The sequence below is a fragment of the Paenibacillus sp. Soil724D2 genome (assembly GCF_001427935.1).
Classification (GTDB): domain Bacteria; phylum Bacillota; class Bacilli; order Paenibacillales; family NBRC-103111; genus Paenibacillus_E.
The window spans coordinates 51,394-67,546 of the sequence record NZ_LMRY01000059.1; the positions used below are offsets into that span (position 1 = coordinate 51,394).

A 16,153-nucleotide genomic window follows, 5' to 3' on the forward strand; every position below is an offset into this window, starting at 1 on the left:
CTAGAAACGTGTAAGAAGGAATCGCACCAACCCGAAAAGGAAGGAACCATATGAACATGACATCCGTTATTATTTGCCGATGCGAGGAAGTAAGTCTTGCTCATTTGCTTGAAACCGCCAAACAGTATCCATGTTCTTCACGTGAATTGAAACTGCGCACCCGAGCAGGCATGGGTTATTGCGGTGGACGCACCTGCCGTTTATTTGTCGATAAGATCGTACAGGAACTATCGGATACACTAAATTCAAATGAAATTCCGCTAAAACATCAGCCTCCTGTCCGACCTGTTTCTTTTTGCAACTTAGGAGGAGAACAACCATGAATTACGGACGAATTATGAACCACCCCATTTTAGGTGAATGGAGTAGCGAACGAATAGGCATTTCTTTTCGTTTGGATGATCAGGAATACGAAGCTTTTGACGGTGAGACGATCGCCGCAGCGCTGCTCGCACATGGTATCCGTACGCTTCGTTACCACGAAGATACCGGTACACCGCGCGGCTTTTATTGCAACATCGGACACTGCTTCGAATGCCGCGTTACGGTCGACGGGATAGACGGACAAAGGGCATGCCTCACACCACTAAAGAACGGAATGGACATCCGCACAGGCAGGACACTTCCCTCCCCGTTGAAGAAAGGAGCTCATCTTCCATGACAGACGTTCTCATAGTCGGAGCCGGTCCAGCCGGTTTGTCAGCCGCTATCTCCTGTTCAGAGCGCGGGTTAAAAGTAACGGTTGTCGACGAATTCATGAAACCAGGCGGCAGACTGCTGGGACAGTTGCATCAAGAACCTAACGGGACATGGTGGAATGGAATTGAAGAGTCAGCCAAACTTCAGAATAAAGCCGTGTCTCTTGGCGTGGTTATCCAACTCGGCGTTTCTGTTTACGATATTAAACAATCGGCAGACGGTTGGATCGTTTATACGTCAAGTGGCGTGCAGGAAGTGCCTGCTCTTCTGCTCGCTACAGGTGCGGCGGAGACCGCTGCCCCTATTCCAGGGTGGACACTTCCTGGTGTTATGTCCATTGGAGCAGCTCAGGTAATGACGAATGTGCATAGGGTCCGTGTGGGCATGCGCGGGATCATTGTGGGAATCAACGTGCTGTCCATTGCCATTGCACGCGAACTGCAACTAGCTGGCATCGATATTGCCGCTATGGTGCTTCCCGCCAAAAACATCATAAATACAGATGCGGGAGATCCCCAAAAAGTGATGCAGTCGATGCTGCGCCTAGGGCACCTTGCACCGTCTCCTATTCTTCGACTTGGCAGCGGCTTGATGCGTTATTCCCCGCTGCAAGCATGGGGACTTCGACTTTACCCAAAGAACGGTTTCAAAATTTGGGGGATCCCCATCCAACTGCGCAAAGCAGCCCTCGCTATTGAAGGGGAAGAAAAAGTCGAGAGCGTGCAGTTGGCTGATCTAACACCAGACGGAGAAATCGCGGCCCATTCCACGCGAAGCGTCCCCATCGATTTCGCCTGCATGGCAGGCAGCCTTTATCCGCTAGCTGAACTGGCAGCTGTAGCCGGATGTCCCTTCCGCTTCGTACCCGAATTAGGCGGGCATGTCCCGCTCCACAACGCCCAGATGCAAACACCGCTTACTGGCTTGTTCGTAGCGGGGAATATTACTGGCATTGAGAGCGCCAAGGTAGCAGCCGCCCAAGGTACGGTTGCAGGTATTTCGATCGCGGCTTTTCATGGGGTTAGCGGAACCGATGAAGAGCTGCAGCGTGCTGTAGAGCATGTTTGGACGGTGCGTGAACAAACACTGATTCAATTTCACCCCCAGGTCGCGGAAGGACGACGGCATATTGAAACGATGTATGATGTTCCAATCAGGGCATTGTAAACAGTTTTCTTTGAAAACTAAATGATTCCTTAAAATGATCAAATGCACTCTATTGTTTGGCCCTTCCCTATTTCTATCACTAGCATAATCTAGTTGAGAGAAGCGAGGTGAAAACAATGCCAATAATAAAACCCTTTATAGCTGCTAGACGATTTACTTCCACAGCAGGAGCTGGAGCAGGTGTAGGTATTGGATATGGTATTCTTGCAACAGCATTTACTAATGATGCTGGTGCAGCTGCTACAGCATTTCCAGTTCCAACGTATTACAATCTTTATATAAACAGTATGCTTCAAGAAGCTGATACTTCATCTATTACTACTACTACTGCGATCACAATTCCTAATGGTGAAGTAATGGATCCTGCTACTCTCAATGACATGTTTTGCTCCTCGCTAGGTGAGAAGGCGAGTCCGGGACGTGGACGTAACGATCTCATGTATTCCAACATTTTAGACACCTGACTTGCCTTTATGTCTAATTTCTTAGACACTTCGCCATGCTATTCATGTATACCAAAAAGCTGCTGATAAACTAAATATCAGCAGCTTTCTATGCTCAAAATTTGCCGTTTACACACTCACCGCGAGTTTACTGATCATTTTGATCGTCATTTTCATGGTGTCCGCCCTTTTTATTTGAAGGTACTGCAGTTACACTATGCCCTACTGGTACTTTGACTTCTGTGTAGCTAATAGTAACACCGTTAACTGTTTTGGTTTCTGCCTTTATAGCTGACCCATTCACTTGAATATAACGGTATGAACCCGCAAACTGTGCTTCCCAGTTGATCCCTTTTGTACCGGAGTTGTTTCTTAAAGTACTCTTCGTCGTACCGTCGTGTCTCAAGTAGACATCGTGATCTCCCAAAGCAATACGGTTGAGTTCCAACCACTGAATGTCTTGCGGCAGACGGGATAAGGTAGACAACTTATTTTGCGGCGCATTCGGAGCCATTCCCATCAATCCTTCAACGGTTTGGCTAATTAACGTAAATGAGACTTCCGGATAATCACCATTTGTTCCTTGGCTGCTTACCTCATGCGGTTCGTTCAACCTGTCAATGATATACTTCATCCACTTCCAACCGAGTTCATTTTTTCCATAAGGGAAAAAGGTATCCGGCAAGTACGTGAATGCTTCGATATTTACCGGCGCCTGTCCAGGCGTCTCACTCATGCTGTCGATCAGACCAAGGAATTGATCTGTCCGCTCGCCGGCTTCGGTAATTTGCTTCATCGGCATGAACCAGCTCGCTTCTTTTCCAAAGCTGCTGTAAGCTTTGCCCCCTGCTTCATAGCCTCGCACATAACCGGACTTAATTCCTTTGACTCCCCAGTCCGAGTTAAAGTATTTTTTAAACGCTCTTGCCTTTTCTTTAAACTCCTGGTACTTTTTCATGTCGCCTTTTTCTTTGGACAAGTTGGCATAAGCAAGCAGCGCTTGATACTGGGATGCGATGCCATCCCCCGCTTCCACAACAGCCTCGCCGCCACGTTCATCATAAGAAGCTGCGCCATCGAAAATGCCTTTTCCAGTTCCTTCAGCGACTCCGTTCTTTATTTGCCCGTCGTGCAGCGCAATAAAATCCGTCATTGCTTTATCGTAGTAGGTCCAAAGTGTTTCATCGGTCAAATAGTTCTTGTCGCTGGTCCATAAATACATGCTGTAGGCTTTCTCAACAAGCTCGAACACAGCGGGAACTTCTCTGACAAAACTATTCGCGTTGCGATAGTCCAATTTAAAAATCGAGCCATCGAAATTGAGCGCCCATGCAGGGTACCATTTATGCGTTTCGTTCGCCGTTCCGGCAAATGCCTTCAACATGGAGAAATTTTCTCGATCCAGTCCTAGTAGATGGGCGCCCGCCATTTGATGAGCCATATCTCTGGAATAGAAGGCGTATCGGTGTGCATACCCCGCCCAGTAGGATGGCATGTAATTCTTGATTTCAGGTGAGTTTCTAAAGGTTTCATCCCTATTAATTAGGCCTTGTTTACCCGTTCTTACATAAGACTTTGCTTTGGGCTTCGCCCAATTGAAAGCATCTTTTATTTTCGCATTGGAGGAATCGATCGTGATTTCTTTGTCAGCTACTGCACACTCCACTGTCCACAGCTGTGTCTTGCCGTTCTTCCCTATGACCGAATAGGTAACTGGATTGGTAAAATCCTGCATTCTGCCTGTTGCTGGCGTAACGGAAGCACCTTCTGAAACGGCGATTTGCTGGGCAATCATTTTCACATTCGTTCCATAAGGCACTGTAAACGAAACCTTCTTAGCTGCTCCATCTACCCTCGAAACGCCGATCTGAATCGGTACCGTGAAGGAGACGATATTGGCAAGTTCAGGCAGAGGATTCGTATTCCCGGAGTCATACAACAAATAAGAGTCGTCAATTTCAACCCATTTATCGTTAGCGTTAATGCCTGTGAAATACACTTCAACAAGAGCACCTTTTTCCAGTAATATGCCATTAAGCGTCTGTGTCACAGGTACGCTGTTCTTAGGTACGTCGCCGCTTTTGATATCACTGCCCTCAGGGAACCTGATGCCGAACTTAGCACCGTTTTCATCAGCCATGTTGAATAAGGCCTGTAATTTATAATACCCTGTGGCAGGCACTGTTACGGTTTGGGACAAGTACGTAGCCGCCCCAGGATCCAAGTAGGCAATAACATTATCGCCAGTCTTGTATGTAAATGCACCGTCATAAAGCCAATGTTGTTTCACAGCATCAAAATTCGAGTTTCTGATCAAATTCTCAGCTAGTGGTCCTATCGGATTGCCCATGGCTGCTTGCCCCTCCTTACCAAACAAATCTACGGGAGTTACTTCAAATCTCACATATTTCCCCTTAAGCCCAACAACTGAAACAAACGTTTTGCTTACTTATCCACAGTAAAGACTAGTGGTGCGTGATTGCGAAAAAATAGGGGGCACGCGTACCTCCCCCTGTTCATAGTGATTATTTATGCAGTTGTCCTACTATTTGTACAGCTTCAGCTGATTTTTACCAGCAATGCTCACATTAACTAAAAAAGAGGGGGAATCCCCCCTTTCTTATTACTTGAACGAGGGAAGCCAACTTCCATGTGCTTCGATGAGTTCGTCGCATAGCGCAACGGTATCGTCGATAGACAGTTCAGCAGCTGTGTGCGGATCCAGTAATGCAGCATGGTAGATATGTTCTTTCTTCCCAGTCATAGCAGCCTCAATTGTAAGCAATTGCGTATTGATATTCGTTCTATTAAGTGCAGCGCATTGAGGAGGCAAATCCCCCACATAGGTCGGAGTCACGCCACTTGAGTCAACTAGGCACGGCACCTCTACGCAAGCTTCCTTCGGCAGGTTCGTAATCAAACCTGTGTTCATGACGTTTCCGCCAATTTTAAACGGAATGTTCGTTTCCATTGCTTCAAAGATATAAGACGCATATTCAAGCGTTCTCTTATGAGTCAAGTTTTTATTGCTGACAAGCTCTTCCCGCATTGTTTTCCAACGCTCGATTTGGTTTACACAGCGGCGAGGATACTCGTCAAGAGGAATATTAAATCTGTCTACAAGTTCAGGATATTGCCGCTTAATGAAATATGGATGGTATTCAGCATTGTGCTCGGATGATTCCGTAATGTAATATCCGAAACGAAGCATCATTTCAAAACGAACCATATCATCATGCTTCTCTTTTTGTTTCTCACGCGCACGTTGTTTGATTTCAGGATATAAATCGACGCCATCCTTCTTCACTTCAAGAAGCCATGCCATATGATTGATGCCCGCAATTTTCCACTGCACTCCAGTGTGATCCATGCCTAAATGCTCAAATATATGCGGCACACATACTTGAACGCTGTGACACAAGCCAACCGTCTTGACTCCGCCATAGGTGTTCATAACATTGGTCAACACAGCCATCGGATTCGTGTAATTCAGGAACAACGCATCCGGACACACTTCCTGTATGTCTTTAGCAAAATCCAGCATGACCGGAATCGTACGCAAGTTGCGGAAAATCCCTCCAATTCCGATCGTATCCGCGATCGTTTGCCGTAAACCGTATTTCTTTGGGATTTCAAAATCGGTAATGGTACACGGATCGTATCCACCCACCTGAATGGCATTGACAACATAAGCGGCTCCGCGTAAGGCTTCCTTACGATCGGAATATGCTTTAACGACACACGTGCTCCCCATTGTCTGTTTCAAGTTATTAAGCATATTTTCGGAATCCTTCAATCGCTCCGCATCGATGTCAAACAGCGCCAGTTCAAATCCTTGAAGCGCTGGTGTGAGCATGCAGTCCCCTAAAACATTTTTTGCGAAAATGGTGCTTCCCGCACCTAAGAAAGTAATTTTTGACATGTATGGTTCCTCCAATATATAGGGATCTTTTATATAGGGACCTTTATTCGGAGAATAAAGTCTCTCATTTTTTTAACAAACACAACTAGCCTTTGACTGCGCCAAGCGTAAGCCCGCCGACAAAATATTTTTGCATGATCGGGTAGACAAAAAAGATCGGTAATGTAACAATCATCGTTAATGCGGCACGCAGTGTCGTTGGCGATAAATTTCTCAACTTTTCGCTAAGTGCTAGCGGATTTCTTAACTCTTCGAACGCTTCTACTTCTAGAAGCAGTCTTTTCAAGTAAATAGGCAGCGTATCCCAATTCCCGTTTGAATTGTAGATTACCGTATCCAGCCAATAATTCCAGTGGCTTACCGAACTGAAAATGGCAATTGATGCAAATACAGGTATCGAAACCGGGACCGCAATACGGACAAATATGCCAAGCTCGCTTGCACCATCAATTCTAGCCGATTCAAATAAGGAGTCAGGTATACTTTCCATATAAGAAGCCATATACAGCATCCAAGTCGCATTAAACATGGCCGGAATCCAGTAAACATTGAACGAATCCGTCAATCCGAGGCCAAGAAAAACCAGATAAGTTGGAATTAAACCGCCGCTGAAATAGATCGTTATTATGAAGATGACTTTCATCATCTTTCTTCCGGAGAAATGCTTGATCGTAACGATATAAGCCAAGAGTCCAGTTGACAGCACACAGGTAAGCGTGCCGATAACTACCCGCATAATGGAAATCGATAAACTGGAAAGTAGTCTCTGATCCTGAAACAGAAACTGATAGGCGCTGAATGATAATTTGCGTGGCCATAAATAGATGCCGCCTTTCAATGCATCGGTTCCATCATTGAAAGAGAGTGCAAGCAAGTTTAAAAAGGGATACACCACAAGCAATCCAAAGATGAGCAGAATGATTACATTTAAGACATCGAATATTTTGCCGCCTAGCGATTGTTTTGAGAATGTAGTGACCATGTAGGCTTCCTCCTAGTAGAGTGACGTATCCATCACTTTTTTCGTAAAGCGATTGGCCCCGAATACTAAACTAATCGCAATGATTGATTTGATTAATTCAATGGCGGTTGCAAATGAATAGTTCCCGAGTTGAAGTCCATATGTGAACACATACGTATCTATGACTTCCGAATAGTCTCTAGTTTGAGAATTTCCGATCAAGAGAGGGGCTTCCAGACCTGCCGTAAAAATACTACCCAAGCTCAGAATCCACAATACGACAATCGTGGGGCGAATAGCAGGCAGCGTAATGTGCCACATGCTTTTGAATCTGCCGAGGCCATCCACTTTTCCCGCATCGTACTGCTCAGGGTCAACACTAGTAATTGCCGACAAGTAAATGATGGAGTTCCATCCAACATTTTTCCACACGCCGAGTCCCGTGATAATCCCCCAGTAATATTTCCCACCGTCACCCAGGAAGGATATAGGTTGATCACTGAATCCGAAACGCAGCAAAAATTCGTTGAAAATCCCTTCATTACCAAATAGGGTAAAAGTAATACTGGCAATGACTACCCATGAAAGAAAATAGGGCAAGTAAGAAGTAGATTGGATAAATTTACGAAAAGGCTTACTGCGAACTTCATTTAGCAGTAATGCCAAAATAATCGGCGCCGGGAATCCAAACAAAATATTCAGCCCACCGATAGCCAGCGTATTCCGCATAAGCATGGGGAAATCCGGCGAAGCAAAGAACGTTTTGAAATGCAGTAAGCCAACCCACTCACTCTTGAAAACAGAAGTTCCGGGAATGTAATTCATGAAGGCTGTAATTACGCCTAACATAGGTAAATACTGCATGATAGCAATAAAGATGAGAATGGGGATGCAAAGCAACCATATTTGACGCTCTCTAACAAATCTTCTCTTAAACAATTGAAACTTTGTTTTCTTTTTCGCCATAGAACTTGTTCCATAGTCATTAAGCTCATGCACAGTGCTCTCCATAAGTACCTCCATATCCGACTGTTTTGATTCACTGAGACAATTCGGACAAAGGAAAGGAAGGAGTGACCCTTCCTTTCGTTATTGTTATTTCCACTCTTTTAATCTTCTTTGGTATTCATCGGTTTTATATTTCTCGATCTTATCCAAGCCTGCTGCATTCAGCTTTTCTTTCAGGGCTGCGTAATTACTACGGCTCTCTTCTTCCGTCTTGCTCATAACCGCTTTAGCCCACTGCGACTCAAGCAAATCTTTCACTTGCTTATCGGTTATTGCCAGCGGGTCATTGGCAGGAATTTTGATATCCCCAACGGTATTGTCATAAATCGTATCTTTCAAATTGTCGTTCATCATCTTTTTCCATTTCGCATTATCGTTGAAGTTTTGATCAAACCAATATGCGCTTTTACCGTCATCCTTTGTAATGCCTTGGCTAGTAACCAGATTATACATATCCATGCCGAGTAGATCACCAGCATCGTAATCAAATTTGGAATCGATAATCGCTTGTTTCTGTGATTCAACAAAACTGGCTTTCCCGTCTTTGAAGTTCCATACGGATTTGTCAGTATTCGGAACTCCCCAACCGATTAATCTTGTACCGGTATCTGTCACAGAGTAGTTTAACCATTTCACAATTTCTTCCGGGTTTTTGGCTTTATTCGTTATCACCGTCATACCTGTACTTCGCGAATTCTTCCCTGACAAGTAGGCTTTATCAGCAGTCGCAGCTTTTGCGCTCACTTGCATAAAACGCTTCTCTTCATTCCAGTTAGGATCGCTCTTCTGCCACACTTCGTGTCCTGCGTTCCAACCAATCCACCATGCGCCAATGAAGCCCATAACACGATCCGTTGACATTTTAGCTTTCATATTCTCGTACTTGTTAATAAATGTATCTGGATCGAGCAAGCCATCGCGATAAATCTTGTTCATGAAAAGCGTAAGCTCAAGACCTTCAGGCGTGTTAATCCAATGCGTAATCTTTCCGTCAGCGCTGATTTTATTCCCGTCTTTCAGTCCCCACATGCCAGCCAGTGTCGGAACGATCTTCTCCGTAACCGGTGCAAAACCAGAGAGCGCGTACGTCTTTTCACCTTTATCATTCTTCGGATGCTTCTCCTGAATTTTCTTCAGTACATCATAGTATTGATCTGGCGTTTCAAACTTCGGAGTTCCAAGTTCTTTCCAATAGTCATAACGAATATGTGCTGAGAAATCCGGGATTGGCAGTGATCCCCAATAACCTGGAAGGGCATACAATTTGCCGTTCGTTAAGTATGTTTTATACAGATCACCCAATTGCGTCTTGACGTTCGGCGCTAACTTGTCGATAGTTGGACCAAGTTCAAGCACTTTACCTTGTGCGACCCACTTGGCTACCGTCGCCTCGTCCATATTGGCAATCACTTCTGGATAATCGCCTGAAGCAAGCATCAAATTCAACTTATCTTCTTTCTTAGCATCAAAAGTAATTTTATTCATGTTGACGTTAAATTTCTCCAATAAGAATTTATGCATCAAATCGCTATTCTTTTTGGTCTTGTCAGGGTTGATCGCATCTGCATAGTAGTAACTAAACTCAATTGGCTTACTAGGCACTTCCCAGCCAAACTCGTTCGTTGCGGCTTTTGCTGTTTCCGCTTTTGTTTCAGTCGTAGCTTTTGGTGTTTCTGTTGCTTTGTTGTCAACCTTCTGTGTGGAGCATCCAGCAACAACACTCATCGTTAGTGCCGCAGACAACATAACTCGCAATGTCTTTTTCAAATCCGACCCCTTCTTTCATTTAAATTAGTTTAAATGATTGCGCTTTCAAAACCGTCCTTTAAGATTTCCTCCTGCATCTCAGCATTCCAATTCTGTGACCATTGACCATACATTCTGTTATAAGCAAGTTGTCTTTGCAAATTTGATTAGTGAATCACTCCACTTTTTTATTTTACTAATTATTTTCTAAAAACACAATAGTTTTTACTAAAATATTTTAATTAAAACCCTAATTAATGATTATATTTACTAAATATATGTGTTGATCAAAAATTAATGTAATGAAAAATGGTAAAGCGACAGATTCACCTATTCGCTTTACCACACCTTATTCGTTCTATTTTGCGTCCGCGGTATGCGCACCACAGCTCTTTCTCACCATAAGCTTCGTTGGAATGGTTACATGCAGCGGCAGTTCTCGACCTCTCAGGCGGTCGACCATCAACTTAACCGCTGTCTCCCCCATTTCTTCCATAAACACTTTGATACTCGTTATTGGAGGAGTCACAAACGAAGCTAGATGAATGTCGTCAATACTAACAATTGCTATATCGTCAGGCACTTTATAATCAGATTCGCTCACTGCCTTAAGCGCAGCAATCGCCATAGGATCGCTGCCAATCACGAAGGCGGTAGGCACATCTTCCGCTTCCAGCGCTTGTTTCATTAGTTCATAACCAACTTCAGCGCGCCAGTCACCGACAAACACATAATTAGGATTGAATAAGTCCATTTCTTTCAAAATGACTTCAAACTCTTTTTGCCGAGCATCCTTATTGAACATTTTCCCTTCTGATGTTCGGATATAGCTGATTCCGCCAATATAACCAATCTTTCGATGACCTAGTTGAAGCAAATGATCCAAAGCTTGCCTGGTCGCTTTGGGCAAATCGAACATCACGGAATCAAATTCATCACTAAGCACATAATCGATAGAAACGATGTTTGGCGTACGTGTCGATTGGTTGATGATATCGATATGCACCTTTCCAATAAGGAATAATCCATCCAACTGATCGACATCGATGTTCGTTCTAGATTCATCCATAAATCGGAACACTCTGCTAATGTTAATCCCGTACTTTACGCACTCCTTCTCGATGCCCTGCCGGATAGACAAGTAGAAGGGATCCGAATATTCCATCTGCTCGGAACACCAGATCAGTAAACCAAACTTTAGCTGCTGCATGTCACTTGGTTCCGTTTTCTGCTTTCGCTCATTTCTGCGATAGTTCAACTTACCTGCCGTCTCCATAATTCGATGCTTTGTCTCGTCGGGCACATTGAACGTCGTATCGTTGTTTAACACCCTCGAAACCGTAGCCGAAGAAACTTGAGCGATTTTGGCAATATCTTTAATCGTGGCTATCATCATCACATACTCTCCATACATTTTCGAAGCTATTCGTATACCGATGCCACGCCGCAAGGGGGAATATCCAATCGATGAATGCCAGCTTTCAGTTCCAAACGTTCCTTAGTAATCAATTGCCCCTTACAATCTCGAACCTCCACCCATTTGGCGCCCCAATCCTCTTCCATCTCCACATAAATCCGCGAATTCAACGTTCCGTTCACGAATAGAACATGCTCGGGATGATTGCGTCCTGGTTTGACAGTTACATCGCCATAGGCGCAAACAATCCTTTTATGCCCGTTATCCGCGATGACTAATGGATAGAGAAAGTCTGGATGCTGCGGTTTCAAATGGCCGTCTAACAATACATCGCGATGCTCCCTCCAAAAAGATAACCAATAACGCACCATTTGAAGATGCTCTTCCGGTAGGCGGTCCAGCAGAACTGAAATTTGCGGAACGGAAAATAGCGTGTTTACGATCTGCAGCGCAGAGCTTTCAACCGGTTCTTGCGGATGCCACATTACCATATCGGAATGAACAACCGTATCTCCGCTAATTAACCGGACATCTAGCGTTCTGATTCTATTTTCGATCGCATCATTCGGACAATCCGTTGCCCTAAACATGTTTCCGTATTTTCTCATTAAAGGGCCGATGTAATTTTGACGGAATTCGATCATGACATCAGGCTTTATGAGTCTTAATCTATCGATGATATTGCTCATTAAGCAGTCTACAGCCTCAGGAATTGAGATGTAATCCATCGAGCTATCTTCCTTATAAATCGTCTCTTCAGTTCCAACGAAGCTATCTACAAAATCAAGCTTAAATCCATCAAGATCCCACTCCACCAACGCTGTTTCATACAAGTTAATAATGAATTCCCGTACATCAGGATACCGCGGATCCAGCACGCCTGTTTGCAAGCTGTCAATCGTCTTTAGCAATTTGTCTTTAAAACGATCCCAATTCTTACTCCTGAATCCAACAAAAGGAACCGAATACCATAACAAATATTTCAAACCCATTTGATGTACACCTTCAACATGAGCTTTCATATCGGGAATTTTCTCTTCACATACTTCCCAGTCTCCGCAATAAGCGTAGCCGCGCGTGTTATCAGACGTTTGCCAGCCATCGTCGACAATGACGGCTTCACAGCCTAATTGTTTGGCTAGCTTACATTCTTGCTCGATCCCTTTCGAAGTAAGTTGCTGATGGAAGCTGTACCACGTTGAATACATGGGAAGTTTAGCTGATTCAGGTACAAGTGCAGGCGTATATCCGGGAAGGGAAACCCACCACTTTTGAACATCATCCAGGCATTCATAATACGCTATCTCTCTCGTGTCCAAGCGCAAAGTCGCTTCGTAAACAGACATGGGTGCACTAGGTTCAAAAAACAACTTGACCCCGCAGCGGAAAGTTGCCGTCTCCTCATTGACACCTGCTGACAAGGCTACGGAATTGAGCGCATCAGAAAAAGCGAACGTGAGTCGGTTGCTTCCCTGTATGTTATATAAACTAAAGACTGGCGCAGAATACGTTGATTTGGAAACGACTCCTTCTTCCCAATCCACACGAAGTCTCTTGGAACGATAGGCGCTAGGGTACCAACTGCCCTGAATATCTAGGCCCGGATGATGCCAAATTAACTCAATCGTAGGCGGTTGTTGCGGGTTCTCACCTTCCAACCTGATGTGAATAAGTTCTACACCCTCCTGAACGTTCGCCCGAGTCATCGAGCCGCGAAACTGCTCGTTGCAGCCCGATAATTGAAAATGGTAAGGACCTACCTGTAACGTGCAATTGTTCAAAGCTTCCTCTTTCATGTTGGTTCCTCCATCACAAAATATATATATTTACTAAATGTTTACTTGATTTTAGCATTTAAATGATACTTTCTCAATCGTTTTTATTCATCATTCAGTAAATTTCACTAAATTAAAAAAAGCCATCCCTCAAATCTATACAGATCTGAGTAGATGGCTTCTTCCTATTTTTACGATTCTATTTTTGTCCCGCAACTCTCACGAATGATAAGTTTTGTTGGTATGGTCACATGGAGAGGAACATCACGGCCGTTGAAACGGTCAACCAACAGCTTCACAGCCGTAACCCCCATATCTTCCGTAAGCACTCTTACGGTTGTAAGAGGAGGGGAAACGAACGAAGCTAAGGGAATGTCATCGAAGCTTACGATGGCAATCTCGTCCGGTACTTTAATGTCAGATTCCTGCAATGCTTTGAGCGCGGCTATAGCCATTGGGTCACTGCCGATCAAAAAAGCAGTTGGCCGATCATCCAATTCTAAGGCTTGCTTCATCAAAAGGTAGCCCTGCTCTGTGCGCCAGTCGTCCACAAACAGGTGGGCGGGTTCGAACCATCCTTTTTCCCGCATGATCGCTTCGTATTCTTTTTGACGTACATCAATGTTATACACTTTGCCTACTAGCGTGCGAATATAACTGATTCCGCCAATGTAGCCGATTCTTTCGTGACCAAGCTGAAAAAGGTGATCCATAGCATGTCTAGTCGCTTTGCGCAGGTCGAACATAACGGAGTCGTATTCGTCATCTAACACATAATCGATCGAAACAATATGCGGTATCTGAGTCGATCGTCTCAGCAAATCGATATGCACTTTGCCGATGACGATTAAGCCATCCAGTTCCTCTGCGATATTCATATCGAAGTCATCCATGAACATCACCTTGTCAACGGTAATACCTTGCTTTGCACACTCTTTTCCGATTCCTTGACGAATAAACATGAAATACGGATCTGAGGACTCCAACTGTTCCGAGCCCCAGATAACTAATCCGATGATTTGTTTTTTTTCAGCTTCTACCTCATGGTTCTTATTTGCACGTGATTTCGTTTTTTTATAGTCCAGTTGCTTAGCAACTTCAATAATTCGCTGCCTAGTTTCCTCTGCAACTTGCAAAGTCATGTCGTTATTTAGAACGCGTGAAACAGTAGCACTTGAAACTTGCGCTTTATTGGCTATATCCTTGATCGTTACCATGCTATCACATTCTTTCGCCATTTAAATAAACAGATATTTACTAAACATTCTACAGACTAATGGCAGCATTGGCAATAATTTGACATTCCAAAAAAAACTGTGGGTTTCAGCATGAAAAGTTATAAGAAAACCTTTCCCCTTTTGAACATTCAAGCATCTTCCCCTTGTTGCGTTCTAATTTCGTTAAGTCTAATTTTATAAATCTCCCCCCATTCTTTCATAGATATTATGATCGGTACTAACGTCTTTCCAAAATCAGTAAGTGAGTATTCCACTCTAGGCGGTACTTCTTTATAAACTTCTCTATGAATGATGCCATCACGTTCAAGCTCCCGTAACTGCAATGTAAGCATAAACTGCGTAATACCCGGATTGAGACGTCGAAATTCATTAAATCTTTTCGTTCCGTCAATGAGATGATAGAGTATGATCCCTTTCCATTTACCCCCAATGACATCCAGAGTTGTCTCCACAGGACATCCTGCCATGTTTGGACTAGCACCGTATTTGTTTCTTCGATCTCCCATTACGCTGTCTCCCTCCAATGGTATGATTTTTAGTACTATATAATAAAATTATGCCTACTTCCTAAAAGTAAGTATACACCATATAATTCAAACGTACGATATACCAACTTGAAAGGAAGAAGAAAAATATGACTAATCACCAAAAAATGAAAGCAGTCGGCGCTTACCGATATCTCCCTATATCCGCTCCGGAGAGCCTTGTTGATCTGTATATTGAAAAACCGGTTCCTACAGGACGCGATCTACTGGTTGAAGTAAAAGCCATCTCTGTCAACCCTGCCGACTTGGGCGTGCGTGAGAAAAATAACTATGAAGAAGAATCGCCTAAAATTCTTGGTTGGGATGTAGCTGGGATTGTGGAACAGGTTGGACCTGAATGTCAGTTATTTAAACCTGGAGATGAGATCTATTATGCGGGGAGCGTGGCTCGCCCAGGGGGTAATAGTGAATTTCACTTGGTAAATGAACAAATTGTGGGAAACAAACCTAAGAGTTTGGATTTTGCACAAGCAGCCGCTTTACCCCTTACCTCGATAACTGCCTGGGAGGGTTTATTTGATCGTTTAGGAATCCATCATAGCGTAGAAGAAAACAAAGATAAAAGCATACTCATTATCGGTGCAGCAGGAGGAGTAGGGTCGATTGCTACTCAACTTGCCAAATTAGCAGGTCTAACGGTAATAGGTACTGCATCACGCCCAGAGTCAATCCAGTGGACCAAAAATCAAGGGGCAGATTTTACTATCAACCACAATAGCCATTTTGCACTGCAACTCAAGAATATTGGATTTGAGACTGTCGATTATATACTTTGTTTAAATGACACGGTGCAACATTTTGCGAATATGGCAGAGGTCATAACCCCCCAAGGTAAGATATGTTCAATCGTACCTGCAGATAAGACTACTTGGACGGGAAGCTTGGATATGGACCTGCTTTTTTCTAAAAGTGTCACATTTGTATGGGAGCTTATGTTTACCCGATCCATGTTCCATACCAAAGATATCATCAAACAACACGAGCTGCTGAATGAACTGGCTGACTTAATCGATAAAGGTAAGTTAACAACCACCTTAACTGAGCGCCTAGAACCAATTAATGCAAAAAACCTACGTGCCGTACATGAAAAAATGGAAACAGGTAGATCGATAGGAAAAATTGTGTTAGAAAACTTCTAACACAGCTTCAAAGATAAACGTACATTATTGGAAATTTCAAATATCAAAGCAGGCTATTCCTGTAACTGCCCATTAAAACAACAGGCTGCCGAT

General features: G+C 43.8%; 13 protein-coding genes and 1 pseudogene. 5 read left to right on the forward strand and 9 right to left on the reverse strand.

What is annotated here, in order from left to right; all coding sequences use genetic code 11:
* Positions 1-50: 50 nt before the first annotated feature.
* The 4 genes and pseudogenes from ASG85_RS33780 to ASG85_RS33795 form a co-directional block, all read left to right on the forward strand.
* Positions 51-323: a (2Fe-2S)-binding protein gene (locus tag ASG85_RS33780; RefSeq protein ID WP_060649156.1), complete on the forward strand. Its 273-nt coding sequence runs from the start codon at positions 51-53 to the stop codon at positions 321-323.
* On the forward strand, positions 320-661 hold the full coding sequence (locus tag ASG85_RS33785; protein ID WP_057302017.1) for a (2Fe-2S)-binding protein: 342 nt from the start codon (positions 320-322) through the stop codon (positions 659-661). The genes ASG85_RS33780 and ASG85_RS33785 overlap by 4 nt, the downstream gene beginning before the upstream one ends.
* Entirely contained in the window at positions 658-1,866 is a 1,209-nt protein-coding gene (locus ASG85_RS33790; protein ID WP_060649157.1) for an NAD(P)/FAD-dependent oxidoreductase, read from the forward strand. Before ASG85_RS33785 ends, ASG85_RS33790 begins: the two co-directional genes overlap by 4 nt.
* A 116-nt stretch (positions 1,867-1,982) precedes the next feature.
* Positions 1,983-2,237: pseudogene (locus ASG85_RS33795) on the forward strand (DUF4183 domain-containing protein); the annotation flags it as partial.
* A gap of 220 nt (positions 2,238-2,457) precedes the next feature.
* Here ASG85_RS33795 and ASG85_RS33800 read toward each other — a convergent pair.
* From ASG85_RS33800 to ASG85_RS33840, 9 genes are all read right to left on the reverse strand, one after another.
* Positions 2,458-4,713 (reverse strand): hypothetical protein, encoded by a 2,256-nt coding sequence (locus ASG85_RS33800; protein ID WP_156397036.1) that lies wholly within the window; start codon positions 4,711-4,713, stop codon positions 2,458-2,460.
* A gap of 219 nt (positions 4,714-4,932) precedes the next feature.
* Entirely contained in the window at positions 4,933-6,231 is a 1,299-nt protein-coding gene (locus ASG85_RS33805; RefSeq protein WP_060649159.1) for an alpha-glucosidase/alpha-galactosidase, read from the reverse strand.
* A gap of 85 nt (positions 6,232-6,316) precedes the next feature.
* Entirely contained in the window at positions 6,317-7,213 is an 897-nt protein-coding gene (locus ASG85_RS33810) for a carbohydrate ABC transporter permease (RefSeq protein WP_060649160.1), read from the reverse strand.
* Positions 7,214-7,225: 12 nt separating this feature from the next.
* Positions 7,226-8,203 carry an ABC transporter permease gene (locus ASG85_RS33815; RefSeq protein WP_235549156.1) on the reverse strand — a complete coding sequence of 326 codons (978 nt, stop codon included), beginning with the start codon at positions 8,201-8,203 and terminating at the stop codon, positions 7,226-7,228.
* Between the two features lie 84 nt (positions 8,204-8,287).
* The gene (locus ASG85_RS33820) at positions 8,288-9,967 is read right to left on the reverse strand and encodes a hypothetical protein (RefSeq protein WP_060649161.1); all 1,680 of its coding nucleotides are present in this window, start codon (positions 9,965-9,967) and stop codon (positions 8,288-8,290) included.
* A gap of 337 nt (positions 9,968-10,304) precedes the next feature.
* Positions 10,305-11,342, reverse strand: a complete 1,038-nt coding sequence (locus ASG85_RS33825; protein WP_060649162.1) for a LacI family DNA-binding transcriptional regulator — start codon at positions 11,340-11,342, stop codon at positions 10,305-10,307.
* 26 nt (positions 11,343-11,368) lie between these two features.
* Positions 11,369-13,159, reverse strand: coding sequence for a glycoside hydrolase family 36 protein (locus ASG85_RS33830; protein ID WP_057302024.1), 1,791 nt, complete (start codon positions 13,157-13,159; stop codon positions 11,369-11,371).
* A gap of 170 nt (positions 13,160-13,329) precedes the next feature.
* Positions 13,330-14,355, reverse strand: coding sequence for a LacI family DNA-binding transcriptional regulator (locus ASG85_RS33835; protein ID WP_060649163.1), 1,026 nt, complete (start codon positions 14,353-14,355; stop codon positions 13,330-13,332).
* A gap of 149 nt (positions 14,356-14,504) precedes the next feature.
* The gene (locus ASG85_RS33840; RefSeq protein ID WP_060649164.1) at positions 14,505-14,882 is read right to left on the reverse strand and encodes a winged helix-turn-helix transcriptional regulator; all 378 of its coding nucleotides are present in this window, start codon (positions 14,880-14,882) and stop codon (positions 14,505-14,507) included.
* Positions 14,883-15,010: 128 nt separating this feature from the next.
* Here ASG85_RS33840 and ASG85_RS33845 point away from each other — a divergent pair, with 128 nt between their 5' ends.
* Entirely contained in the window at positions 15,011-16,060 is a 1,050-nt protein-coding gene (locus ASG85_RS33845) for a zinc-binding alcohol dehydrogenase family protein (protein ID WP_060649165.1), read from the forward strand.
* Positions 16,061-16,153: the final 93 nt, after the last annotated feature.

What these genes read in the sequence shown, in the direction of transcription:
- ASG85_RS33780 (WP_060649156.1), top strand. Translation starts at nt 51, where the DNA reads ATGAACATGACATCCGTTATTATTTGCCGATGCGAGGAAGTAAGTCTT.
- ASG85_RS33785 (WP_057302017.1), top strand. Translation starts at nt 320, where the DNA reads ATGAATTACGGACGAATTATGAACCACCCCATTTTAGGTGAATGGAGT.
- ASG85_RS33790 (WP_060649157.1), top strand. Translation starts at nt 658, where the DNA reads ATGACAGACGTTCTCATAGTCGGAGCCGGTCCAGCCGGTTTGTCAGCC.
- ASG85_RS33805 (WP_060649159.1), bottom strand. Translation starts at nt 6,231, where the DNA reads ATGTCAAAAATTACTTTCTTAGGTGCGGGAAGCACCATTTTCGCAAAA.
- ASG85_RS33810 (WP_060649160.1), bottom strand. Translation starts at nt 7,213, where the DNA reads ATGGTCACTACATTCTCAAAACAATCGCTAGGCGGCAAAATATTCGAT.
- ASG85_RS33815 (WP_235549156.1), bottom strand. Translation starts at nt 8,203, where the DNA reads ATGGAGAGCACTGTGCATGAGCTTAATGACTATGGAACAAGTTCTATG.
- ASG85_RS33825 (WP_060649162.1), bottom strand. Translation starts at nt 11,342, where the DNA reads ATGATGATAGCCACGATTAAAGATATTGCCAAAATCGCTCAAGTTTCT.
- ASG85_RS33830 (WP_057302024.1), bottom strand. Translation starts at nt 13,159, where the DNA reads ATGAAAGAGGAAGCTTTGAACAATTGCACGTTACAGGTAGGTCCTTAC.
- ASG85_RS33835 (WP_060649163.1), bottom strand. Translation starts at nt 14,355, where the DNA reads ATGGTAACGATCAAGGATATAGCCAATAAAGCGCAAGTTTCAAGTGCT.
- ASG85_RS33840 (WP_060649164.1), bottom strand. Translation starts at nt 14,882, where the DNA reads ATGGGAGATCGAAGAAACAAATACGGTGCTAGTCCAAACATGGCAGGA.
- ASG85_RS33845 (WP_060649165.1), top strand. Translation starts at nt 15,011, where the DNA reads ATGACTAATCACCAAAAAATGAAAGCAGTCGGCGCTTACCGATATCTC.